This window comes from Terriglobia bacterium (assembly GCA_020072645.1).
Taxonomy (GTDB): domain Bacteria; phylum Acidobacteriota; class Terriglobia; order Terriglobales; family Acidobacteriaceae; genus Angelobacter.
This window is the reverse complement of the sequence record JAIQGK010000010.1, coordinates 136,848-160,290: the sequence shown is the minus strand read 5'-3', so window position 1 is coordinate 160,290 and position 23,443 is coordinate 136,848. Positions and strand designations below refer to the sequence as shown.

16 protein-coding genes are annotated in these 23,443 nt (G+C 54.9%); 9 read left to right on the top strand and 7 right to left on the bottom strand.

Going from position 1 to position 23,443, the window contains the following annotated elements; all coding sequences use genetic code 11:
- Positions 1–20: 20 nt before the first annotated feature.
- The 3 genes from LAO76_15265 to LAO76_15255 all read right to left on the bottom strand — a co-directional run bounded on the left by LAO76_15265 (position 21) and on the right by LAO76_15255 (position 2,882).
- A complete protein-coding gene (locus tag LAO76_15265; protein MBZ5492287.1) occupies positions 21–416 on the bottom strand; it encodes a response regulator in 396 nt (131 codons plus the stop codon).
- Between the two features lie 491 nt (positions 417–907).
- Positions 908–1,552 (bottom strand): Crp/Fnr family transcriptional regulator, encoded by a 645-nt coding sequence (locus LAO76_15260; protein ID MBZ5492286.1) that lies wholly within the window; start codon positions 1,550–1,552, stop codon positions 908–910.
- A gap of 307 nt (positions 1,553–1,859) precedes the next feature.
- Positions 1,860–2,882 carry a hypothetical protein gene (locus tag LAO76_15255; GenBank protein MBZ5492285.1) on the bottom strand — a complete coding sequence of 341 codons (1,023 nt, stop codon included), beginning with the start codon at positions 2,880–2,882 and terminating at the stop codon, positions 1,860–1,862.
- Between the two features lie 256 nt (positions 2,883–3,138).
- On the opposite strand from LAO76_15255, the gene recG reads away from it, so the two are divergent.
- The 3 genes from recG (at position 3,139) to LAO76_15240 (ending at position 7,761) form a co-directional block, all read left to right on the top strand.
- Complete coding sequence (recG, locus tag LAO76_15250; protein ID MBZ5492284.1) at positions 3,139–5,337, top strand: ATP-dependent DNA helicase RecG; 2,199 nt, start codon at positions 3,139–3,141, stop codon at positions 5,335–5,337.
- A gap of 357 nt (positions 5,338–5,694) precedes the next feature.
- The gene (selA, locus tag LAO76_15245) at positions 5,695–7,113 is read left to right on the top strand and encodes an L-seryl-tRNA(Sec) selenium transferase (protein ID MBZ5492283.1); all 1,419 of its coding nucleotides are present in this window, start codon (positions 5,695–5,697) and stop codon (positions 7,111–7,113) included.
- Positions 7,114–7,323: 210 nt separating this feature from the next.
- Positions 7,324–7,761: an MmcQ/YjbR family DNA-binding protein gene (locus tag LAO76_15240; protein MBZ5492282.1), complete on the top strand. Its 438-nt coding sequence runs from the start codon at positions 7,324–7,326 to the stop codon at positions 7,759–7,761.
- Positions 7,762–7,888: 127 nt separating this feature from the next.
- Here LAO76_15240 and hemG read toward each other — a convergent pair whose 3' ends face one another.
- From hemG to hemE, 3 genes are read right to left on the bottom strand one after another with little or no spacing between them, the layout of a single operon-like run.
- Positions 7,889–9,298 carry a protoporphyrinogen oxidase gene (gene hemG, locus LAO76_15235; protein MBZ5492281.1) on the bottom strand — a complete coding sequence of 470 codons (1,410 nt, stop codon included), beginning with the start codon at positions 9,296–9,298 and terminating at the stop codon, positions 7,889–7,891.
- Complete coding sequence (hemH, locus tag LAO76_15230) at positions 9,295–10,227, bottom strand: ferrochelatase (GenBank protein ID MBZ5492280.1); 933 nt, start codon at positions 10,225–10,227, stop codon at positions 9,295–9,297. Before hemH ends, hemG begins: the two co-directional genes overlap by 4 nt.
- A 10-nt stretch (positions 10,228–10,237) precedes the next feature.
- Positions 10,238–11,293, bottom strand: coding sequence for a uroporphyrinogen decarboxylase (gene hemE, locus LAO76_15225; GenBank protein ID MBZ5492279.1), 1,056 nt, complete (start codon positions 11,291–11,293; stop codon positions 10,238–10,240).
- A 230-nt stretch (positions 11,294–11,523) separates the two neighbouring features.
- On the opposite strand from hemE, the gene LAO76_15220 reads away from it, so the two are divergent.
- The gene (locus LAO76_15220; GenBank protein ID MBZ5492278.1) at positions 11,524–12,231 is read left to right on the top strand and encodes an adenine nucleotide alpha hydrolase; all 708 of its coding nucleotides are present in this window, start codon (positions 11,524–11,526) and stop codon (positions 12,229–12,231) included.
- A gap of 431 nt (positions 12,232–12,662) precedes the next feature.
- The gene (locus tag LAO76_15215; GenBank protein MBZ5492277.1) at positions 12,663–12,878 is read left to right on the top strand and encodes a helix-turn-helix domain-containing protein; all 216 of its coding nucleotides are present in this window, start codon (positions 12,663–12,665) and stop codon (positions 12,876–12,878) included.
- 24 nt (positions 12,879–12,902) lie between these two features.
- Here the strand turns inward: LAO76_15215 and LAO76_15210 are convergent, their stop codons facing one another.
- Positions 12,903–15,371: a zinc-dependent metalloprotease gene (locus LAO76_15210; GenBank protein MBZ5492276.1), complete on the bottom strand. Its 2,469-nt coding sequence runs from the start codon at positions 15,369–15,371 to the stop codon at positions 12,903–12,905.
- A 1,893-nt stretch (positions 15,372–17,264) separates the two neighbouring features.
- On the opposite strand from LAO76_15210, the gene LAO76_15205 reads away from it, so the two are divergent.
- From LAO76_15205 to LAO76_15190, 4 genes are all read left to right on the top strand, one after another.
- Positions 17,265–18,206, top strand: coding sequence for an RNA polymerase sigma-70 factor (locus LAO76_15205; GenBank protein MBZ5492275.1), 942 nt, complete (start codon positions 17,265–17,267; stop codon positions 18,204–18,206).
- An 875-nt stretch (positions 18,207–19,081) separates the two neighbouring features.
- Positions 19,082–20,347, top strand: a complete 1,266-nt coding sequence (locus tag LAO76_15200; protein MBZ5492274.1) for an HlyD family efflux transporter periplasmic adaptor subunit — start codon at positions 19,082–19,084, stop codon at positions 20,345–20,347.
- Entirely contained in the window at positions 20,344–22,326 is a 1,983-nt protein-coding gene (locus LAO76_15195) for an ATP-binding cassette domain-containing protein (protein ID MBZ5492273.1), read from the top strand. Before LAO76_15200 ends, LAO76_15195 begins: the two co-directional genes overlap by 4 nt.
- Positions 22,327–22,335: 9 nt before the next feature.
- Entirely contained in the window at positions 22,336–23,442 is a 1,107-nt protein-coding gene (locus tag LAO76_15190) for an ABC transporter permease (GenBank protein ID MBZ5492272.1), read from the top strand.
- Position 23,443: the final 1 nt, after the last annotated feature.

Sequence of the window (23,443 nt, the reverse complement as noted above, 5' to 3'; positions counted from 1 at the left end):
TTCATATATACAGTTTTGCTTTATCCGCTAGCACGCTGGAGCAGCGCTCCTTCAATGGCTGCCAGCATGGCGGAAAGCCTTGCGCCCTTGGATACAAAGCTGTTGAACAGCGCTAATTCTTCCGCGCAAGGTGCCGCTCCGCCAGTATGGAGAATGATCGGCACTTGCTTATTGATTCGCCGCAACTGCATGGCTACGGTGCTGCCGTTGAGTCCTGGCATTTCGTAATCCAGCACCACGGCATGGACAACGTGAGCGGAAAACTTTTGGATCGCTTCTGCGCCGCCGCACGCGGTTAACACATGGTATCCCGCGCTACTGATCAGGTCCGACCACGAATCTAATATTAGGGGATCATCATCCACGCACAGGATGGTTTTCTGCCGTCCTGCCGAATTTGCATGGCAGCTACTCATGGCTGCCTCCGTTGCTTGCCGCCGCGCGAATCGCGCACATCAGAACCGGCACTGCGCCAGGCGCGCTGGCATTTGACAACAGGCACGACACAGGGGTGAAAATTGCGTATCGTCCAATCATTTCAGCAACCTCATGTTGTTTCCAGCGGCGGCGGCCAGCAGGATTGATGAGATCAAAATCTCTTCCCGCATAATTGCCAATACACAGCTGTGAACGAAGTGAGGTGTCGCGGTGTATCCGCCGGATTTTCAGGATGCGCGCGCCCTGTCTCGATCAGGAATGGATCGCGGGAAACCACGAAAAGGCCGAGCATCCGTTCGATATGTTCAAAATAGAACAGCGCATTTGAATCCGTCTGTTCGGTATACAACAGATGCATACATCATAACTAAAAAAATTGATTCCGTGCAGGAACAGCTGCTTCTTGTTAAAATTTTTTAATGGAATTGTGCATGCAATTTCACTCATCCCAATTTTTATTGATTTAGAGTCAAGAGATTCCCAGCCGGTCAAACTCTTTTCGAATCGTCTGGTAACACTCGCAAGCTGCTTTTTCCAGGCCTTTCCTGTCCTGGATAGTAACTTTTCCGCGCGAGTAATCAATCAGTCCGGACTGATGCAGAATTCCCGCTGCCAGCGTCACAGTGGATCGTGGCGTTCCCAGCATGTGGCCAAGGAATTCGTGAGTGATAGAAAACGTGTCAGAGTCCATGCGGTCATGGCACATCAGCAGCCAGCGCGCCAGTCGTTCTGCAATGTCATGCAGCCGATTGCAGGCCGCGGTTTGCCCCGTCAGTACCAGGTTCGCCTGAAAATACCGGTTAATTCTTTTCTGTAGCGTTCCAGCCCTCTCAAATTCGTCCACAAGGTGATGCGCCTTGATTTTGAAACCCTTGCCGGGGATCTGCATGAATGTCCGCGTCGGCATGGTTTTGGTGCCCAGCAACACGGGGAATCCTACCAACCCGTCATTCCCGGTAATTCCCGTTTCCACCATGTTTCCATTGGACATCGCCACTACCACTGAGGCAAGGCCTGTCTCCAAAAAGTATGCGTGGGTGATTTCTTGTCCAGGATCCAGCAGTGTCTTTCCTGCCGGAAGGTCCAGCGGCAACAAATGCGGAGCCAAACGCATTATTTCCGCCCTCTGCAATGAAGCGAGGATTCGATTTTTATACATGCTCCGGGATTCAATCGCTGCAGGCATGGTTCTCCTTCGCACTGATCGCGTGGTCTTTTTAAGACCAGCACCTCAACGCGCAAGGATCTTTTCGCTTGCATGCGTATGAAGTTGTACTCTGATCATATGCGCGGGGGGAGTAGGCTGTATGTTCTATACCGAACTAAAGGGCGCATGATATTAGGTGGGCGAATCAGCATCGGCAATGGCCATTAGACAATATCCAGCCGATTTTTGGACGCTATAGTGCACACAACGCGTGCTATTTTTGCTTCTCCTCCGGTGGCACTTCTTTCACGCCCGGCAGGATGGTAAACGTTGAACTGAATTTCTTATAGTTGGAGAAAGTATCTTCCTGCTCAATCGCTTCATTCTTGAATAGCGCGATCCGCGCTCCCCCGTTGATATAAAGCCGACGCAGCAGCCACACTTCATCGTTTAAATGCATCTGCTGGAAGTTGAAGCGCGAGCCCGGATGTATGCGGAACAGGAACAGCCCGAATGAGATCGTGTCGGTGGCCTCAGCCTCAACGCGAATCCAGTTGTACTCTTTCTTGTCGATCCACATCTTGCCTTTGATCTTCTTCAGGATTTCGGCGTGTGGTTGCGTCGGCTTAAAGTCTTTGCGCGGCGTAGCTTCTATCACCCACGTATTCACGCCTTCCAGCTCTTCTTCTCCCACAATACTGAAGTCATAGGCATTCGCCACGTCCAGCCGGTATGCGCGGTTTTCCTGGCGTTCTTTTTTCTCTTTCTCCGCGCGTTTCTCTCGCGCTTCAGGGCTCTCATTGCGGTATTTGGCCAGGAATTTTTCCAGCTTCTCGTCTTCTTTCTTCTTTTCCTTATCGTCGAGCGGCTTATCGTTCACCATGATGAGCCGGGAATATTCCTCTCCGTAATAAAAACCAATATCGAAGGTCTTTACCTCGGTCGACTTCACGTTTCCGTTCTTGTCCAGGTGCTTGATGACCTCGCGCTGCTGGCACGTGTAATTTCTCGCCAGGTCCAGCGTCTGTCTGTCGATTTCCATGGACCTGCGCACAATCTCTTTCGGATCGTTGGTCGGCGTAAACCGCGCCACAGCCATTTCCGCCGGGCTTGGCTTATGAGTATTTGCAGTGGGCGTAGCCGCGGGCGTTGGCAATGTCTGGGCTGCAGGCGTCGGCGAATTTTGGGCCAAAGCTGCGGGCGCGCCTGAAGACGGAGCCTCCTGTTGAGCACACGCTATTGGGACCGAAAGCGCCATCACAGCGCAGCAGCCAACCTCTATCAACCATTTTTTCATCACGGATGCCGGTAGTTTCTTTACCAGTGTAGGATGAGTTGCATTGTTCCAACAACCAGCAATGGACAAAAACGGCGGACACCACTTTGCGACCTTTGCGTCCTCTGCGGTAAATTCCCACCTCAAGTATCATCATTTCAGTGCCGGTGGCTATTCGCCGCAAGGCCGGCTTGCGCGCCGAGCGGCTTGCAGTAAGGGCTCGTAACTCTTCAAGGGAAAATATGCTTCGTAAGCGGTTTGGAGCGAAGCGACAGAAATGTTGGACCTCAACACAGAAGTCAAATTCGTTAAAGGCGTTGGCCCGCGCGTTGCCGAATGGCTCGCGCAAAAGAACATCTCCACCGTTGAAGACCTGCTCTATTACCTGCCCTTCCGCTATGAAGATCGCCTGAACCCGCGCGGCATTGGCGAGCTGCGCCCCGGAGAGATGGCCACTGTCATTGCAGAAGTCCGCAATTCCGCCGTCTTTCGCACGCGCAACGGCATGCCCATCTTTGAATTGGTCGCGGGCCAGGGACGCTCTACTCTGAAATGCATCTGGTTTCACGGTGAATATCTGCGTGACCGCTTCAAACCCGGCCAGCTCGTCGCGCTCTATGGCAAGGTTGAAGAAGGATGGAAAGGCCGCGGATTGCAGATCACGCAGCCGCAGTTTGAACTTCTGGACGGAGGCGGTGAAGCCGAGCTTGATCTGGAAACCGCCAAAGACATTGAATCGCTCGAAGTCGGCCGCATCGTGCCCATCTATGAATCAGCCGCCAATGCCAAGCTCACCTCGCGCTGGTTTCGTCGCATCATTCATGGTGCGCTGGAAAATTTGGCGGCGGATATTCCTGACGGCATCCCGCCCGCGATTTCCCGCCGACTGAAATTGCTCGACCGCCGGCCCGCTTTTGCCCAGGTGCATTTCCCGCCTGAAGGTGAATCCTTTGCCGACCTGCAAAATCACGCTACGCCCGCGCACAAGCGTCTGATCTTTGAAGAGCTGTTCTTTCTTGAAGTGGGACTGGAGCTGAAACGCCGCAAGATGCGTGAGCGTCCCGGCATCTCCTTCGCGCTCACGGAACAAGTTCGCGACGCTTTGAAGAAGACTTTGCCTTTCAAGCCCACCGGAGCGCAAAAACGCGTGCTGGGAGAAATCGCGCATGACATGCAGCACCCTTCTCCCATGCGCCGTTTGCTTCAGGGTGACGTGGGCTCGGGCAAAACCATCGTCGCCCTGCAGGCCGCCACCATTGCCATTGAAAATGGCTATCAGGTCGCATTAATGGCGCCCACGGAAATCCTGGCCACGCAGCATTATTTTTCCGCTCGGCGAATCCTTGAAGATGTCGCCGGCTACCGCATCCTCCTGCTCACGGGCTCGCTGGACGAAGACATGAAGCGCAGCGCCCGCCGCCACATTGCTCGTGGTGACGTGCATCTGGTCATCGGGACGCACGCGCTGATCCAGGAAAAAGTTGAGTTCAATAAGCTCGGCCTGGTCATTGTCGATGAGCAGCACCGCTTCGGCGTAATGCAGCGTTTCAAGCTCATGAAAAAAGGCGACGCCGAACCAGACACGCTCGTCATGACCGCTACCCCCATCCCGCGCACACTGGCGCTTACGCTCTATGGCGACCTTGATACCAGCGTGATTGACGAGATGCCGCCCGGGCGCACGCCCATCACCACGCGTAAAATTTCTGACCAGCGTGCCGGCGAAGTCTGGGACTTTGTGCGCAAGCAGGCCAAGCTTGGACGCCAGATTTATGTCGTCTATCCGGTGATTGAAGGCGCTCCGGCGGAGCAGCAGGAAATGGAATTTGCCGCCGAGCCCGCGGGCGCGCGCTCAAAAACAGGGCTCAAGGCCGCGCTGCACATGTATGACGAACTGCGGAAGAAAATTTTCCCTGACCTGCGCGTCGGCTTGCTGCATGGCCGCATGAGCGCGGAAGAAAAAGAACAGACCATGCACCGCTTCAAAGCCGGAGAGATTGACGTACTGGTTTCCACCACGGTCATTGAAGTTGGCGTGGACGTGCCCAATGCCACCGTAATGGTCGTGGAGCACGCGGAGCGCTTCGGCCTCTCGCAGCTCCACCAGTTGCGCGGACGCATTGGACGCGGCGCGGCCAAATCTTATTGCGTGCTCATGACCGGCGGCAAGGTCTCGCCGGAAGCCGAGCGCCGTCTCAAAGAAATGGTCCGCACGCAGGATGGCTTTGAAATCGCTGAGCTTGACCTTGAACTGCGCGGCCCCGGTGAATTCTTTGGCACCAAGCAGGCGGGCATGCCCGGCCTCCGCATCGCCAATATCCTGCGCGACCGCAACCTGCTTGAACTTGCCAAAGTTGAGGCGGCAAAGCTGGTGTCAGAATCCGATCCGGAAATTACTCTCGCCGATCGCCAGCGCGTCATGCAGCACCTCCGCCAGCACTGGCAGAGAAGGTATGGATTGGTGGAGGTGGGGTAAGCGAGCACTCAGCCGTCAGCCAAAACTTCCTTACCGCAACGGACGCGAAGGACGCAAAGGATGAACGAATCATGGAGAGACGTGGATCCTTAGGGGAAGTGCAAGTCGGCTTTCAATGTACTGACCATAACTACGGATCTAAATTCAAGCTGACCTCGCGACCAGAACTCCTAACTCCTTCGCGCCCTTAGCGTCCTTTGCGGTGAATGTTTTTAGGTAGTTTTCTTCCTGGGAGCCTGAACCTGCCACTGATTCATTTAATTCGTGTTCATTCGCGAAATTCGCGGCTAACGTCTTTTTTGATCTGCGGCTATCAGCGAAAATCTGCGGCGAGGTTCTTGTGGAATAATATTGTCGATGGCGACCACCCCCAAATCCGATCTCTACCGCCTGCTCCCCTCAGTAGATGAGCTGCTGAAAAGCTCCGATCTTGCTGAGCTGCTGGCGCGTGAAGGCCAGCCGGCAGTCACCGAATCTGTCCGCGCCGTGCTGGCAAGCCTGCGCAATGAGATCAACTCAGGCACGCTCGGCACGCAGCAAGCCGTGGAACTTGCGGTTAAGCACCTCCCGGAAGCCGTCGAACAGCACCTCAACCGCGCGATGGAATTTTCACTCAAGCCGGTTATCAACGCCACTGGCGTAATCCTGCATACGAATCTTGGACGTGCACCGTTGGCTGAATCGGCCATCAAACGCATCGCGGAAGTTGCGGGCGGTTATTCCAATCTTGAATTTGATATTGCCGCCGGCGAGCGCGGCAAGCGCGACGTCCACGTAGAGCGCCTGTTCTCGCGGCTGCTCAATCAGGAGGGCGTCAGCGGCATTCGCACGGTTGTCGTCAATAATTGCGCGGCGGCGGTCATGCTGGCCCTGAACACGCTGGCTGAAGGCGGCGAGGTGATCGTTTCCCGCGGAGAGCTGGTAGAAATCGGCGGCTCATTCCGCGTGCCGGACGTGATGGCCAAATCCGGCGCGGTGCTGCGCGAGGTAGGCACCACCAACCGCACGCGCCTGGCCGACTATGAAAACGCCATCACCGACAAAACCCGGCTGCTGCTGCGCGTGCATCGCTCCAACTTCGCCATCATCGGCTTTACCGAGCAGCCGTCACTGGAAGAACTGGCTGCCCTTGGGCGCAAGCACAATATTCCTGTAATGGAAGACCTGGGCGGCGGCGCAATGATTCCCCTGCGCGCGCTGGGCGTGAATGAAAGTGGCGTAATGGATAGCCTCCGCGCCGGGGCCGATATCATTACTTACAGCGGCGACAAGATGTTGGGTGGCCCGCAGGCCGGCCTGCTCAGCGGACGTGAAGCGCTGATCAAGCGCGTGCGCTCCAATCCTCTCTTCCGCGCCCTTCGCGTGGACAAGCTCACCTACGCGGCGCTCGAAGGCACCTTAATGGAATACATCCGCCAGAACCACGATGCGATTCCCTTTGCCCGCATGATGCGCTTGCCCGCCGAAGAGATTCGCGCTCGCGCGGAAGCCATGAAGAACCAGCTCAGTGGCGCGGCCCATTTGAAGACCACGATCATCTCCGGTGAATCGCTCGTAGGCGGCGGTTCCGCGCCCACTTCTTCCCTGCCGACTTTTCTGCTGGCTGTTACCGCTGAATCTCTCAGCGCGGACGAACTGGCCGCGCGCCTCCGCCACAACAATCCGCCGATTATTACGCGCGTGGAAGACGGCCGCGTGCTTCTGGATCTGCGCACTGTCTTGAATCCGTCGGAAGAAGCGCACATTGTGCGTGCGCTACTTGGCGTAGCGCCTTAAACCATTGAATTTTGTGGCACAGGCACTCTTGCCTGTGCGTGTTGGAATCTATAAGGAGGCATGCACAGACAGGAGTGTCTGTGCCACATTCTGCCCAGACCGACTCCTTACCTGGCTTTCAACAAACTTTCCGTTGACTCAGAAACCAAATACGGCGCGCCTTTCGTCCCAAGTATTTACTCGTCTTTCTGCGAACGCTATATTTCCACTATGCCTGCTTATCTCGACTGGGTGCGCCCCTTTTGTCTTTCACTTCCCCACGCCACAGAAGACGTTCAGTGGGAGCACAATCTGCTCTTTCGCATCGCCGGAAAAATGTTCTGCATCGCAAATCTTGAACCCGCCGTCAGTCCCACGAAGATTTGCTTCAAGTGCACGCCGGAAAAGTTTGCCGAACTGGTGGAAGTGGAAGGAATCATTCCCGCTCCCTACATGGCGCGCAATCACTGGATCGCGATGATCGAGATAAACTCCCTGCGCCAGCCGGAAATCAAAGAATTAATTCAAGAGTCTTATCAGATGATTCTGGAAAAACTGCCCAAAAAGACGCAGGCTGGTTTGCAGGTAAAGCCCGTTGCGAAAGCAGCCAAATCTAAACCGTCGTCGCCCAGACGTTCTGTAAAGGCTGCAAAAGCTAACCGTTCTTAGCTTTTCGTTCTGGGCTTTACTGTGTCCCACGGCGGGGTGGAGCAGGTCTTTAGACCTGCGGTAAAGCCGATTAGTCTCGCGGCTTTAGCCGCTGAGGTACATTGCACGTGAATACAACCTAAAAAGTCTAAACCGTCGCGGGCTGTGAAACGCCGGCAGTAATCTGCTCCACCGCCAGCCGCGCGGACTTGATGCAGTCCGGCACGCCTATCCCGTGAAATGAATTGCCGACAATATGGAAGCCCGGCATAGCCGCGATGATCTTTTCCATTTCCGCCACGCGGTCCAGATGCCCGGTTTCATATTGCGCCATGGCGCGTTCCCAGCGAAACGTGCGCGCAAATTTTGGTTCGCCCGTCAAACCTAAAATTTCCTTAAGTTCCTGGCGGGCAAACTGCTGCAAGGCTTCATCGCTGTGTGTGAGCAGGTCAGGCATGCGCGAGCTGGAAAAGAAGCAACGTAACAGCTTCTTATCATCCGGCGCGCGATAAGGAAACTTTTTGTGGACGAAGGTGCAGGCCATCATCTTGCGGCCTTCTGATCGCGGCACCAGGAACCCGTGTCCCGCGGGAAGCTCGGCCTGATCATAAGCCAGCGCCACAGCCGCCGTGGATGTGTACTCTATCCGGGCCAAGCCTTCGATCAACGCCGGATGAAACTGCCGCAGCAATCCCGCCGCCGCGGGTGCGGGAACAGCCAGCACAACCTCCTGAAACTTTTCACTGATGCCGCCGCTCTCAATCTGCCAGTCATCATTCACCGGACGCAGAGAAATACTTTGCTGCCGCATGCGAATCGAAGCCTGCGGCAATGCGGCCACTAGTGCTTCCACCATCTGCTGCATGCCGTTTCTTAAAGACGTAAACAATGGCTGCGGTTTGGAGCCTGTAGGAGCTTTGGACTTGAACTGCGCTTTGGCTTTCAACGTCGCACGTACCAGGCTGCCGTGCTGGCGTTCCATCTCGGCAAAGCGCGGCAGCACCGCGCGAATGCTCAGCCGCTCCGCGTTCCCGCCGTAAACGCCCGCCAGCAGCGGCTCGGCTACGCGATCTACCATCTCCTGCCCAAAATGGCGGCGCACAAAGTCGCCCACAGATTCGTCAGTCGCATCTTTGCGCGCCGACGAAAACAATTCCGCCGCCATGCGCAATTTTGTCGAGAAAGAAAACAGCGGCGTGGTCGCCATTGGCCATATGCGCGTCGGCACCATAAATTCCAATCCTTGCGGAATCGGAACCAGCGAGCCCTTCACCAGAATATAAGTTTTGCGGCTGGCGTCATTCGAGGGAATCAGTTGATCGCCAAGGCCCAGTTCCTGGCACAGTCGTGCAGCGTCTGGCTTGATGCTCAGAAACGAATCAGGACCGGCTTCAATCACAAAGCCGTCGCGGCGCTCCGTCTGTATCACGCCGCCAAGGCGGTCAGATTTTTCAAACAACGTCCATTGCAGGTCCGCGCCTGCTCGCCGCGCTCTTTCCAGATAGAAAGCCGCGCTCAGTCCTGCAATGCCGCCGCCGATGATGGCTATGCGCTTCATGCCAGCGACACAATCCCCGAGGCCAGCGCCATGCGCGTCGAAGCCAGCTTGGCCAGCGCCGCAATGAACGTAGGCGAAGTATTCAGCGACTCAGGCCGCCACAGCTTGAGCTGCTGCTCATTGGCAAACTGGCGAAAGTTAATATCAATATCGTAGAGCACCTCAACGTGATCGCAGACAAATCCTATCGGCGCGATCACCACGCCTTTGTGCCCTCGTCTTTTTTGTTCGAGCATCACAGTTTCCACTGTCGGCCCCAGCCACGGGCCGCCGGTCATACCCTGGCTCTGAAAAGCAAAGTGCTGCAGCTCCGGCGTAAGACCGGCAATCCTTTGCCCCACCAGTTGCGCGGTTTCCTTGGCCTGCTTCTCATACGGATCGCCCGCGTGAATCGTTCGCATGGGCACGCTGTGCGCGGTAAAGACTACGGGCAGCGCGCTTCCCATCTCCGCGCTCGCTTGCCGCCACGTTGGCTCTAGCCGCTCCGCAAAAGCCTGGATCAGCAAGGGCTGGTCATGCCACGACTCCACAAATTGCACCGCCATGCCGGGCTTGCGCTCGTCTGCCAGCACCTTGCTGTAAAGACCAACGCTGGTAGAAGAATTCTGCGGCGCCAGGCAGATTGCCACCACTTTCTCAATGCCGCTGGCAGTAATCTGCTGCACCGCGTCGCTGATAAATGGCCGCCAATTGCGCATGCCCACATAGACGGGAAGGCCCAAGCTGGATTGCAGTGCTTCTGCCTGCTGCATGGTAATTTCCGTCAAAGGTGATTTGCCGATGAGCGAATAACGGTGCGTAACTTCCTGCATCACCGCGTCTGGCACCGGACGGCCGCCGGTAATGTATTTCATGAATTCCGGAATATCGGCAGGCGAATCGGGGCTGCCATGGGCAAGCAGCAGGATGGCTGATTTTGAAGCGCTCATTGCGTAGAACTCACGGGGCGGCTCCAGCGGAATAGGCTGCGCTCAATTCTCTAACAAAATCCACCAGCGCGCGAACATTTTCCACCGGCGTTTCCGGCAAAATTCCATGCCCTAGATTAAAGATATGCCCGGGACGCCCGCCGGCCTGCCGCAGAATAGCATCCGTCCGCGCGCGCAGTTCTTTCTGCCCGGCAAACAGCAGCACAGGATCAAGATTCCCCTGCACCGCGCCCTTGAAGTTCAAACTGCTCCACGCCTGATCGAGCGGGAAGCGCCAGTCCACGCCCATCACGTCAGCGCCGGTTTCCTTCATCGAGGGTAGAAGCGTTGCCGTGTCAGTCCCAAAATAAATGATAGGCACACCGGTCTTCTTGAGCCGCTGCACCAAGTCAGTCGAAAAAGGTAGCACGTACTGGCGATAATCCTCCACGCTCAGGCAGCCCACCCAGCTATCAAAAATCTGCAGCGCATCAGCGCCGGCAGTGACCTGCTCCGCGGCATACGCGGCCAGCACGTCAACCAGCTTGCGCATCAGCATCCGCCACGCAACGCTCTCCATATACATCATCTTTTTAGTATGGATGTAATTGCGCGAGCCGCCGCCTTCAATCATGTAGCTGGCCAGCGTGAAAGGCGCGCCGCAAAATCCTATGACCGGCAGCTTGCTGCCAAAATGTTTCACCACGCGGTTGACTGACTCGGCAACATAGCCAAGTTCGGAAGCGCGATTAGTGACCAGCGCGTCGATATCCTTCGGCGCGCGCAACGGTCGCTCAATGACCGGCCCTTCACCGGCTTCAAAACGGAACGGCATGCCCATCACTTCCAGCGGCAGAAGCAGATCCGCAAAGATGATGGCTGCGTCCACGTCCAGTTTTTCCGCGGCGGTGATTGTCACATCAGCCGCGATTTCCGGAGTCTTGCAGATCTCCAGGATGGAATGTTTTTTGCGTACCGCGCGATATTCGGCCATGTACCGGCCCGCCTGTCGCATCAGCCAGATCGGGGTCACATCGACAGGTTCACAGCGGCAGGCACGGACAAATCGTGAGTTGGGAGCGGACATTGTTCTTTTAAATCTATCACGGCTTTCTATAACCCTGAAGCGCAGCGCGTAGTAATAATGCGGCTTGGTTGCCCCTGCCGCGCTTTTTCCTGGACCGTTCCATCCTCAACTTTCTATCTGCTGCATAAGCAAGCTCGTCCGTCATTGCATTCTAAAATGGAACGATTTCCCCGCCGTCTTAGCGGGATTTGGGATTTCAAGAATGTTCATCCGTGGTAGCTTTATTCTGCATGAAAAAGAAGATCCTGCTGGCGTGGAGCAGCGGCAAAGACAGCGCATGGGCCTTGCACGTTCTGCGTCAACAAAACCAGTATGAAATCGCCGGCCTCATGACAACGTTGAATGCCGCGTTTGATCGTGTTGCCATGCATAGCACTCGTCGGGCGCTGGTGGAACTGCAGGCTGAAGCCGCTGGACTTCCACTGATTGTTGCGCCCATTCCATGGCCCTGCTCCAATGCCGAATACGAAGCTGCCATGAAGCTCGTTTGCGATCAGGCGCTGGCGCAAGGTATATCCGCTATTGCCTTTGGCGATCTTTTTCTTACTGACGTTCGCGCCTATCGTGAACGTCAGTTGAAAGACACCGGCCTGGAACCGCTGTTTCCTATCTGGGGCATTCCCACACCGCAGCTTGCACAGGAAATGATCAGCGCCGGCCTGCGGGCAAAACTTGTCTGCGTGGATCCCAAACAAATATCTTCAACCTTTATTGGCCGCGACTTTGACCAGGCGCTACTGCATGATCTTCCCGCAGGCGCCGATCCATGCGGCGAAAACGGCGAGTTCCATTCCTTTGTCTATGCTGGGCCAATGTTTAATCAAGGAACATTCAGCCGGGAGATCCCGATCGTAACTGGCGAAAAAGTTGAGCGCGACGGCTTTTGGTTCTGCGACGTTTTGCCTGCCGTCACCGTGTCCTCACAGATTGCAGGTTAATTGGGCAGAGCAGCGTGGTCCGTCAGGGCCATAGCAAAAAAGCACGGAGAGCCTCATCACTCCCCGCGCTTTATGGCGGCTCTTACTCGGCGTCCACCGTTAGCGGTACGATGAATTCGCATGCCTGAGCTTTATTGCGCCAACTCCAGGGCATTTCTTTCAATGACTCAAGGAAGTCGATAAACTCCCTGTTATTGAGCGACCGTAAGAGCCCGTCGTCATGAGCGCGAATAAAACTCCCGCCATCCGGAACGAGGCAGTTCATCGCATCGCGAACACTTTGGTGGGAATGCCCGCAAGAATAAACGCCGTCGTCCTCGGTCCAACAAGCCACGTAAAAGATCATTGGACGCAGAGCTTATCACATGTATACCATGTCATTATATATCGGTGTAGAAAGTTTTTATGGCAAGCCGCAAGATTCTTAATTCGTGGATTCCCGCTCACCTTTCGGCGCACGCCTGCGTGCCATCCGCACGGAACGAGAGCTGTCCCAGGAACAGCTTGGAAAGATGATCAAGGTCAACCGTAATTTTGTGGGCGAAGTGGAACGCGGAAAACAAAACATCTGTCTCGACAATATCATTCAGCTTGCCCGCGCTCTCAAAATAAATCCCCGCGATTTGTTCGACCTCTACAAGAAATAAAGAACGCCGTCCCCCGAAAATTGACTATTCCCAACCGTCTGACCCAATGGGATCGCCGGCAGGAGGTGTGGCCGGGGCCGTCACATGGACTTCGGCAGGGTTTTTCTCAAAATGATCGATTTGATTTTTCGCGAAGAAAAATTCGGCTCGGGTTGGCACATCCTTTAGCAGGCTCTCCTGCGATGCAAGCCACTTCTTCAATTCATCAAGCTTGAGCGACGCCACAGCGCGGACCTGGCTGGACGCGTGTTCATCTGCGGCAAGTGTCATCAGGTGGCTAAGCACAACCGCGTTGACTGTGCGTTGAATCGCGCCGCTGTATCCCGCCGCGGCTGGAGCTTTCCATGTTGCAGCCAGCACCTCATCCAGCAGTTCGTCAAAGCCGGGATTGCTGGCATCACGGGCGTGGTACTCAAGCATGCGTTGGGCGCGCTCAGGCTGAAACAAAAGCTGCACGACGATTTCCGCCGCTGCCTCTGCGGGCGCCAGAGAATCAAATGCCGGTGAAGTCCGGCGCGCAAAGTTTTCCTTGGAGCTGGGATACTCCGGAGGCCGGGGAGGAATGATATTCAGCAGCGGTTGGGGGACGGCGAGCGCCTGCGGTGAAAGTGTTTTCAGGATCGCACGAAGGGCCTGGCGCTGCTGGGCAGCGGGAACAATTACAGGGTCTTTGCGGTTTGGCCCGCGAAGGTCAAAAGTGTAATTCAGTCCGCCAATGGATTTTGCCACGGCCGTGACTTGGTAGCGATGATAAAGATAGATGGGCGCCAGGACGTCTTCCAAAGTGGCCATGGGCGTGTGTTCACGGATGGCATTTTCTGAGAGATTTTTTAGCGCGGCCTGCCGCACAGCCATCACCTGCTGCAACCCATCAAGGTCATTGCTGCCGGTGTCCCACAGATGCGAAATCGGGCTGGCTGAGCCGAGCGGACGTGCATCCTGATCAGTGAGATAAAGCTGGCCGCTTGCAAATGAGTCATCCAGAATTTTATCCAGCGCCTGCGTTTCATTGGTTCCTGCAGGGAAATCACGGTATCCGTAAGTGATGGCCGTCTTGTCCCATGCGCCAATGCCGACGGCATAGGCATTTGAAACATCGGGCACGCCATCGGCGCCCACGCTGACTGTCGGTGGCGGATAGTCCATCACAGACGCCCGGTTCACGATGCTGGCGGCATAGTTGTGCATCAAGCCCAACGTGTGTCCCGTTTCATGCGCTGCGAGCTGGCGAATGCGCGCCAGCGCCATGGCATTGGCTTTGGCCAGCAGCGAAGGATCTTTGCCGAACGGATCAAGAAGTCCCTGCGCAATAAGAAATACCTGCCGGATGCGCAGCGCATCAAGACGCACATGACCATTGATGATTTCTCCTGTTCGCGGATCGATCACGGCGTTGCCAATGGACCATCCTCGCGTGGAGCGTGGCACCCATTCGACCACGTTGTAACGTACGTCCATGGGATCAATGCCTTCAGGCAGCAGCTTGACCTGGAAAGCGTCCTTGTAGCCCGCGGCGGTAAAAGCCTGGTTCCACCAGCTAACGCCTTCAACCACGGCAGAGCGAATCGGCTCTGGGATGGCACGGTCCACGTAGTAAACGATCGGCTTCACCGGCTCGCTCACTGCGGCGGAAGGATCTTTTTTTGCCAGCCGATGCCGCGCGATTTCGCGCTTGACGATTGGCTCATCGACTGGCGCGGCAAAATCCATATAGCGGATGCCGAAATATCCTGAACGCGGATCGTAAGCGCGGGTGTGAAATCCTGCAGCGGGCGACTGAATAAAAGAAATATGCTCGCGAACAGTAATGGCGTGCGGTTCAGGCGTGACCTGCCTGACGAAATTGCCGGGCTCTTCACCCACAAAAGTAAGGGTTGATTCGATATCGGTGTTCTCAGGAAAGTTTTTTGTGCGCGGCAGATAAATGGCGGAGCGCGTTGGCTCTACTTTGTATTTGCCCTGCTTGGCAGCGGCGATTCTGGCGGCCACCCCGTGAACATCGCTCAAAAAGAATTTGGTGGCGTCCACCAGGACAGCATCGCCTTCTTCCGCTGCAACCTCAAAACCCCAGAGCACGGACTGCGGAAAGGCCGCCCGCACAGCGCTGCGCTGATCCGCGTCGTCCGTAACGGCGCGATAATTTTCATTTTCCGCCACCAGCAGCACCTGTTTGCCGCTGCGCTCAAAGTGGACGACGTAACTTTCCCCCGGCTCACCCCGGTCCAGGCCAATATCGTTGGAGCCCACGCCGCTGGGAAGCGACTCATACAAAATGAATGGCGTCTCCCACTTGTCTTTGTCAATTCGCAACCAGAGCGTGCCTTCGCGCGCGTCCCAGTAGTCGGTAAAGAATCCGGGATTACTCTGCATGCCGGCGGTCTTCTCGGCGATGGTCGGAAGCGGTTTTGACGGGTCTTTGTGCGCCGGGTTTTGCGCGGATAAAAGAGAAGCAAATGTAATGACTGCGGCCAAAGCGGCGAGAACGCGCTGCATTCTGAAAGATCCTCCACGATAGGTCCTACATGCAAAGAACGGTCAATTACCTGAGATCGAAACTTTATGGACGAGATAGCTTATCTTGTCGCGAGATTTTTATAAAATCGCGGGCTCACGTACCGGCGAACCGGCGGGACGTTAAATGAGTCATTGCCCCTGGTCTCCGAGGGATATCAATCGCGGATTTAGAATCCTCTAGGGACGTCCCGTAAACTCGTACACGGCGCCAGAAAGGAAATTCCAACCGATGAAAACAAAATCGAATGGTTTAAACAAACATGAGGTTTCCGAGGAAAGACCACTGCGTTCGGTTGCGAAAAAGCGGCGCCTGCCTGAACAGATAGACTTTGGAGCTGGTTTCCACACGGATAATCGTGCCCGATTCGTTACGAGACACGATATCCGCCTAATCGTAGGCATGATGTCATTTACGTTAGTAACTATATCCACGATGCTACATTTCGAATCGACGGCTGGATCTGCGTGGCAAGTCACTTGTCCTTTCACTAAACCGAGCGCGGTGGGAGCTTTATCGAGCAGTTGGTTTGGATTTGGTCTATATTCGCAGCGAACTTACTATTTCTCGGGTGGTGTCGCTACGACTGGAACTGAGTCACTTGTCGCTACTCCAAAAGAAATTCCTCCGAGCGCCAAAGGTGACCATCTTCAAATTGCAAACACTGGGTGAACAATGGGAGCAGTCTGACGACGAAGAGATCATCATTGATTTTAGCTGGTACTCCAGACTTATCCTTCGTGTCGGATCAGAGTTCAAAATCAGGCTGCGAGATCTAACTATGCATCGGGGATCGGTTCGCAAGGATTCCAAATTTGATCTCGCTTAGCGGCGGTAACAAGGGGTGTAGTGCTAATCTTGTGAATTTGCAGGCGAGGACCATCTGGCGGAGAGGGGGGATTCGACCTACCCACATTTTTGCAAATCTCTGAAAATCATTTATGACGATGATGGGTATTATTTCAAAACCAATGATGACCGAATAAATCCAGATTCTCGCGAAGACCATCGTTAGGGAGGATCAGTTGCGCTCCGGCTAGAAATCCCGACCCACAGCCCAACCCACAGCATTCGTGGTCTTGTGCGACTTACGCGTACTTTGGCAGTCCCCGCGTCCTTGTAAAACCTAGTATCGTCACCCTGTCTCAGCAGAGGCCCCAACTTGGTTGGAGTACCATGAACCCCGCCCACAGCAACCCCAGTTCAGAGTTGAAGATTTGGCCGGAAATAGCACCGAATACGCCGTTTTTGCCGGTTTGTTTCGGTTGCTAACACCAGCATGAAAACAAATCCCCGGCTGCTTTTCAGCTTCCATGGCATGGAAGAGGTCGTCGGTTCGATCCCGACCAGGTCCACCATTTTACCCACCTAGAATCAATCGCTTCCAGAGCATTTGCTCGAATCGTACAAAAATCGTACAACCGACCCGGCAGTGATGATCGAAAATTCTCTCTGTTTACACCCGTCATTACCGGCCTTGCACGCGCACAGATAAGATCGTCAACAAACTCAACTTTGGTTTCATCTTTGAGCCGGTCCCCTCCGCTCGATACGCTCAAGGATGATTTGGTCTTGTGAAAATGAGTCCGCATGGACTCGATGTAATGGACGGCCTCGGACGCCTCGACTGCCCGCCATTCCGTCACGATGTGATAAGTCGCGGGAAGCCACCCTGGAACTCTGCGGCGGAGTGCTTGAATTTGAAATTTTTGCTTTCTGAGTGTCACAAATCGGATTCCTAGCCTGTCTCTTTATCAAGGGTCTGATGGGAGAAATTACAGGCCCGATGGGAGAAATGCAGCGGAAAGGTGTTTCTCTTTTTGGGAAAAAAGATTTTCAAAACACATTACGAAGCTGGATCCATAATATAATTTATGAACGTGCGAAGCGTGGCATCTGGAAGGTCTATCCCGAGTATTACGCCAGCCAGCATTGCTGTGGAGTTCAGCCTGGATGATTTCCTGAAGTGGCGGCCTTTGCTGCTTTCAATAGCGTACCGAATGTTGGGGAGTTTGGCTGACGCTGAAGACATCCTGCAGGACGCATTTCTCCGTTGGCAGCAAGCCTCTTCCGGCGAAATACGCTCTCCTAAAGCGTTCTTAGTCACAGTAGTCACGCGTTTATGCATCAACCATTTGCAATCTGCGCGCGTGCAACGGGAGCAATATGTTGGGGAATGGCTCCCGGAGCCTGTGGTGACTTCTGCTGGGAACGATCCATCGCTTCCCCCCCAGATGGATGAATCCCTCTCTTTGGCATTTCTATTCCTCCTAGAACGTTTGACGCCGGTTGAGAGGGCTGTCTTTTTGCTTCGAGAAGTGTTCGACTATGAATATTCGGAGGTTGCAAAAATTGCCGGACAGAGTGAAGTCAATTGCCGCCAGATCTTCCGCCGGGCTAGATTGCATATCAAGAACATGCGGCCGAGATTTGATGCTTCTCCAATAGCGAAGGAGAAATTGCTACGGCAATTTATCGATGCTTCTTCTCGCGGTGACATAGAAGGACTTTTGCAGCTTTTTTCCAGCGATATCGCGGTGCATACCGATGGTGGTGGTAAGGCTTCCGCATTGATGAACCCAGTGTTTGGCCGCGAACGTGCAGCCCGGTTAATGGCTGGAGCGGCCAGGAAGTTCAGGCCTGAAGGTGCGATCCTGCAACTCAGGCAAGTCAATGGCCAGCCAGGTTTCATCACTTGCGTAAACGGGCAGGTCAGAACTGTGATTACGATGGATGTTGTCGATGGACAGATCTGTCGTATCTATATTTTGCGAAACCCGGATAAGTTGCACCATGTCGCGCCATTGGCATGCTGATTCTTTTCAACTAAAAAAGGTGAGTGTCACAAAACTGGTTCCATCGGTTATGTTCAATGTTTTACCTTCGGGCATAGAAACGCTAGAAAAGGAAATATATCGCGACTGTCCTTAGGCCCCGCCAAACCGATCGCGTCGCGACAAATATTTTCAACTACATAAGTCTGCATTGTGTCGCATCGCATCTGGCATTGTGAGGAAACCGCTTGGGTAGAGGCGACCTTGCGTCGCTGGTCGCAAGTCTCAAATTTGGGAACCGAGAATGCCAGGGCTTTCCTAGTCTCTACCGTGGCGATGCTCAGTCTTGATCGCCTGCAGCACATCGAAGGGTTTGTGGAATCACGCATGCCTCCGTGGCCGCGGGCGCCAGGGTTTCAATCTTCAAAGGGTGTACGCTCAAAAAAGTCTATTCCCAACGCATGTCTCAGGATTTTGGATCGCCTTGCTCCGGTAGAGCGCGTGGTTTTTCTTCTGCGCACCATTTTTGATTGCGAATACCGCCGAATTGCCCAAACAACCGGCGAGGACGAAATCGAGTGCCGGCGTATCGTACAAACAAGTCAAGAGATATATGATCCAAAATCGCTCTAGCCTTGAATCGGTCTCATTGCCTCAAAGAAATAGCTGAGGTGACCTGCGTTAGCTAAATCCTCATCCGTACTCGCGCCGAAGTTCTTATCTAGCCCCAAACACGGCCCGCGCTGAAGAGCCGTTTCCTCCATGGGCAAGATGCGCCGGCCTTGATGCGCCTCTAAGTGTCACAAAGCCAGTTCATTCTTTGTCTTTGAAATATTACCGCGAGCACGATGTAGCGTTGTTCTTATATCTCTCATCGATAGGCAACGTCAGCTTCCCCGTGTCTCATAGGAGAGCCCATGTCGCAATCAACTATTGAAGAAATTCCGGCGCGTGAGTTGGAATCTCCAGAGCCGGAATCGAAAGCCGCGCACGTGGCAAAGCCGCAGCGCAAGATCGCGCTGATAGCGATCCCGATCGTACTTATAGCGGGTGCGGTATTGATCTGGAGACTGTTTTTTTCGGCTGCCATTCCTGACAACATCGTCGTCTTGAGTGGAAGGGTTGAGGGCGACGATTCTGCGGTGGCGTCCAAGGTGACCGGGCGAATTCTCGAGGTTAGAGTGCGTGAGGGTGATGTGGTTCGTGAGGGTGACGTAATTGCGCATCTTGACGATGAGCAGATCAAAGACCGTTTGGAGCAAGCCCGGGTTGCAGTCATGGGCGCCGAAGCCAGGGCCAACGCCGCCAAAGCCCAGATCGCGGTGCTGCAAGAGCAATTGCAGCAAGCCCGCTTGCAAATGGAACAGGCAGGGCTGGATGCGCATGGGCGAGTGCAACAAGCAGAGGCTGACTTGGCGGCGGCGGAGGCCGATCTTACGCAACAGGAAGCGGCGTTTCAATTAGCTTCGTTTGACCGAGAAGCCTATATGCAGCTGGCGCGCACAGGTGCAGTTTCCGAGAGGCAGGGAAGGCAGGCGGTAGCCACTGCCGACCAGCAGGGAGGAGCTGTCGCGGCCGCGAAGCGGCGAGTAGAGGCAGCGCGCGGTGGTCTCGCAACGGCCAAGGCAAACCTGTCCAACGTCGGGATCCGGGGTACACAAATGGCCGCCGTGCGAAGGCAGATCGCTCAGCAGCAGGCCGAAGTTGTAAGCGCAACTGCGAATGCGGCGCAGGCCCATGCCCAGTTGGACGAGGCTCAGGCGAACCTCCAGGATTTAAACGTGGTGGCACCTTTTTCCGGCACGGTCATCACGCGCGCCGCTGAGCCGGGCGAAGTGGTGCAAGCGGGAACAGCGATTATTACGCTGCTCGACTTGGATAGAGTCTATTTGCGTGGCTTTGTACCGGAAGGCCAGATTGGAAAAGTCAAGATCGGTCAGGGAGCCCATGTCTATCTCGATTCCAAGCCTGACCAGCCCGTTGATGCTGAAGTTTCACGAATTGATCCGCAAGCCATCTTCACTCCCGAAAATACATATTTCCGTGATGATCGGGTGAAGCAGGTTGTGGGCATCAAGCTGCAATTAAAAGGGGCCATCGGATTTGCCAAACCGGGAATGCCTGCCGATGGCGAGATTTTAGTGCAAGGCGATCGTTGGCCCAAAGGTAGGCACGGAAAATGACGACCTTGGTCCGGGATCAGTCTCGGAATGGGAATTTGGCGAAGGGAAAAGTTCCCATTGCCATATGTATACGAGACTTAAAGAAGCAATACGGAGATATTGAAGCGATCCGCGGAATTAATTTCGAGGTGAAACCAGGCGAGATATTCGGCTTGATAGGACCTGACGGAGCCGGTAAAACGTCAACCTTCCAGATTTTAGCGGGCGTGATGGAGGCCTCTTCGGGTCAGGCTGAAGTCTTTGGGCATCCTGCCCGCGATATGCGTGCTCAGACTGGTTACCTGACGCAGGCGTTTAGTCTCTATCCCGATCTGACCGTAATGGAAAACATTCGCTATATAGGTGATCTGCGTCGCGTTCCCGTAAACGAGATTATTGACCGGGGGAGCCAGTACCTTAAAGCGTTTGACATGGACCGCTTTGCTGGGCGTCTTGCCGGGCAGCTAAGTGGTGGCATGAAGCAGAAATTGGCGCTGATATGCGCGTTGGTGGCGCAACCTCGTGTTCTTGTCCTGGATGAACCGACCACCGGGGTCGATCCGGTCTCGCGCCGGGAGTTCTGGGATACCCTGGCCCATCTCTCTGGGATCGGTCTTACGATCCTCGTTGCCACTCCTTATCTAGATGAAGCCGAAAGGTGTCACCGCGTCGCTCTCCTGCATTTGGGAGAAATCCAACAAATTGGAACACCTGACGAGATACGCAACAGTTTGAACGCCAGCCGGTTGGAGCTTCGGACGGCAAATCTGGGCGAGGCTGAGCGCGTGCTTTCAAGAGTCAGCGGAGCTGAACGCGAGATTCTTGATGTGCAGCGGTTCGGCGATCGGCTTGATCTGCTGGCGCCGAATGTCCAAATTGCCGAGCGGATCGCGGTTCAAGCCTTGGCCTCCTCCAATCTTTCCGTAGAGGAGTTGCGCGTCGATCGTCCTACTTTGGAAAACACCTTCGTCGCCAAACTGCGGGGCCTTGGGCATCAAATGCACGACAAGCCGTTTCCCGCGCGCCATAGCCGCAAACGGCAGTCCAGCAACTTTGCCATCGCCGCCACCAGCCTGACGAGGAGGTTCGGAGACTTCTTGGCCGTCAAGAACGTCAATGTACAAGTCCGCTATGGAGAAATCTATGGATTGCTGGGTGCGAATGGCGCCGGCAAGACCACCACCATCAAGATGCTTTGCGGTCTCGTGAGTCCGACAAGCGGAGAAATGACTCTGGCCGGGGAGCGCGGCAGCCTGCGTTCGCAACGCGTGCGCAACAAGATCGGGTATATGTCGCAGAAATTTTCTCTCTATGACGATCTTACGATCCGGGAAAACCTGGAGTTTTTTGCTGGAGTCTATGGCGTGCCCCAACTGGAGCGCGCAGAAAAAATTGAATGGGTGCTTGCCTTTTCGGGGCTGGAAGGGAGGCAGGACCAGATTACTGGCAGTCTTCCGGGCGGGTGGAAGCAGCGCGTAGCGTTCGGGGCGGCGATCATGCACGAGCCCTCGGTGCTTTTTTTGGATGAGCCGACATCCGGAGTTGATCCTCTTGCCCGTCGGGCTTTTTGGAAGATGATCAATCGCCTGGCAGATGCGGGTGCCGCCATCCTAGTTACCACCCATTACCTGGAAGAAGCCGAGCAATGCAATCGTCTCGGGCTTATGGTGGCCGGCGAGATTGTGGCGGAAGGGAATCCGGGAGCGATCAAGGCCCAACAGAAAGGTCATTTGCTGGAAATCATTGTGGACCAGCCTCAACGTGCGGCTGACCTGTTGAAGAATGCCGCCGAACCCTGGCGCGTTTCACTGTTCGGAGACCGGCTTCACGTGATTACCGATGATGACTTTGATCTGGAGAAACGGCTGGCCGTGGACAAATTGAATACAGTCGGGGTTCATGTCGTCGATGTGCGCGAGGGGCGCTTCTCGCTCGAAGACGTATTCATCAGTGTAGTCCAACAATCACGGCCTCACGGGGCCGTTGCCGGGGAAGCATAAGGAGCGGCCATGAGACGCATATTGGCCCAGGCGCGGAAGGAATTGGTCCAAATATTGCGCGACCGGCGAGCGCTGGGATTGGCGCTGATATTTCCGTTGGTCCAACTTGTGCTGATGGGTGCCGGTATTTCGCTCGACGTGGACGAGCTTCCGGTGGTGGTGCAGGACTTCGACAACTCGCCGGCCTCGCAAAAATTTGTCGATAAGTTCCGCGCATCCATCAGCTTTCATGTTGTTTCCTGGCCTGTGCAGAAGCAGCCGGAGCAGGCCTTTACATCCCATACGGCACGGGCGACATTGATCATACCGGAGCACTTCGGTAGAGATATTGCGCGCGGAACCACTTCGCCAGTGCAACTCCTGGTCGATGCTTCCGATTCCAACACCGCCCGTCTCCTTGCCGGTTATGCCCGCCAGATCACCACGGCCTTCAATCAAGACAACGGCGAAGCTGCTCATCCCGAGCCGGTAAGAGCGGACATCAGACTTTGGTACAATCCGGAGCGGTCCTCGAAAAAATTTTACGGCCCCGGCATTTTCGTTCTTGTCCTTACCATCTTCCCGTCGCTTCTAGCTTCTTTGGCAATGTCCAAAGAAGGAGAGCAGAAGACCATCCTTCAGGTCTTTGTATCGAGCATCTCGGCCCATGAATTCCTGTTGGGAAAGATTCTGGCATTTGCGGCCATTTCTTTGAGCGAAGCGCTGCTCTGCCTGATATTGCTGTTCACCTATTTCGGCACGAGCTTTGCCGGCGATCCAACTCCGTTTGTGGTCGCTACACTTCTCTACGCATTTTGCGTGCCGGCATTCGGCACCCTGCTGGGAGCAGCTATTCCCGACCAGGCGGCGGCCGTGCAGGCAGTTGGAGTTTTCAGCTACCTGCTTGTGTTTCTTCTGGGCGGGCTCATCTTTCCGATTGAGAACATTCCTGCCGTCTTGCGCTGGATCTCGAATCTTGTTTGGGGCCGATATTACATTGAAGTCGTTCGCGATGCCTTTTTGCAGGGCGGTGGCTGGTCCGCGGCATGGTTTAAGGTTTTGGCGATCGCCTTGTTCGGAATGATCTTTTATCTGGTCGCATGGCGTAAGATGCGGCGCATGCAACTCGAGGCGTGAC

Bases quoted from the DNA above. Each gene is read 5' to 3' on its own strand.
- LAO76_15265 (MBZ5492287.1), bottom strand. From the start codon at position 416: ATGAGTAGCTGCCATGCAAATTCGGCAGGACGGCAGAAAACCATCCTG.
- LAO76_15260 (MBZ5492286.1), bottom strand. From the start codon at position 1,552: ATGCGTTTGGCTCCGCATTTGTTGCCGCTGGACCTTCCGGCAGGAAAG.
- LAO76_15255 (MBZ5492285.1), bottom strand. From the start codon at position 2,882: ATGAAAAAATGGTTGATAGAGGTTGGCTGCTGCGCTGTGATGGCGCTT.
- recG (MBZ5492284.1), top strand. From the start codon at position 3,139: ATGTTGGACCTCAACACAGAAGTCAAATTCGTTAAAGGCGTTGGCCCG.
- selA (MBZ5492283.1), top strand. From the start codon at position 5,695: ATGGCGACCACCCCCAAATCCGATCTCTACCGCCTGCTCCCCTCAGTA.
- LAO76_15240 (MBZ5492282.1), top strand. From the start codon at position 7,324: ATGCCTGCTTATCTCGACTGGGTGCGCCCCTTTTGTCTTTCACTTCCC.
- hemG (MBZ5492281.1), bottom strand. From the start codon at position 9,298: ATGAAGCGCATAGCCATCATCGGCGGCGGCATTGCAGGACTGAGCGCG.
- hemH (MBZ5492280.1), bottom strand. From the start codon at position 10,227: ATGAGCGCTTCAAAATCAGCCATCCTGCTGCTTGCCCATGGCAGCCCC.
- hemE (MBZ5492279.1), bottom strand. From the start codon at position 11,293: ATGTCCGCTCCCAACTCACGATTTGTCCGTGCCTGCCGCTGTGAACCT.
- LAO76_15220 (MBZ5492278.1), top strand. From the start codon at position 11,524: ATGAAAAAGAAGATCCTGCTGGCGTGGAGCAGCGGCAAAGACAGCGCA.
- LAO76_15210 (MBZ5492276.1), bottom strand. From the start codon at position 15,371: ATGCAGCGCGTTCTCGCCGCTTTGGCCGCAGTCATTACATTTGCTTCT.
- LAO76_15205 (MBZ5492275.1), top strand. From the start codon at position 17,265: ATGAACGTGCGAAGCGTGGCATCTGGAAGGTCTATCCCGAGTATTACG.
- LAO76_15200 (MBZ5492274.1), top strand. From the start codon at position 19,082: ATGTCGCAATCAACTATTGAAGAAATTCCGGCGCGTGAGTTGGAATCT.
- LAO76_15195 (MBZ5492273.1), top strand. From the start codon at position 20,344: ATGACGACCTTGGTCCGGGATCAGTCTCGGAATGGGAATTTGGCGAAG.
- LAO76_15190 (MBZ5492272.1), top strand. From the start codon at position 22,336: ATGAGACGCATATTGGCCCAGGCGCGGAAGGAATTGGTCCAAATATTG.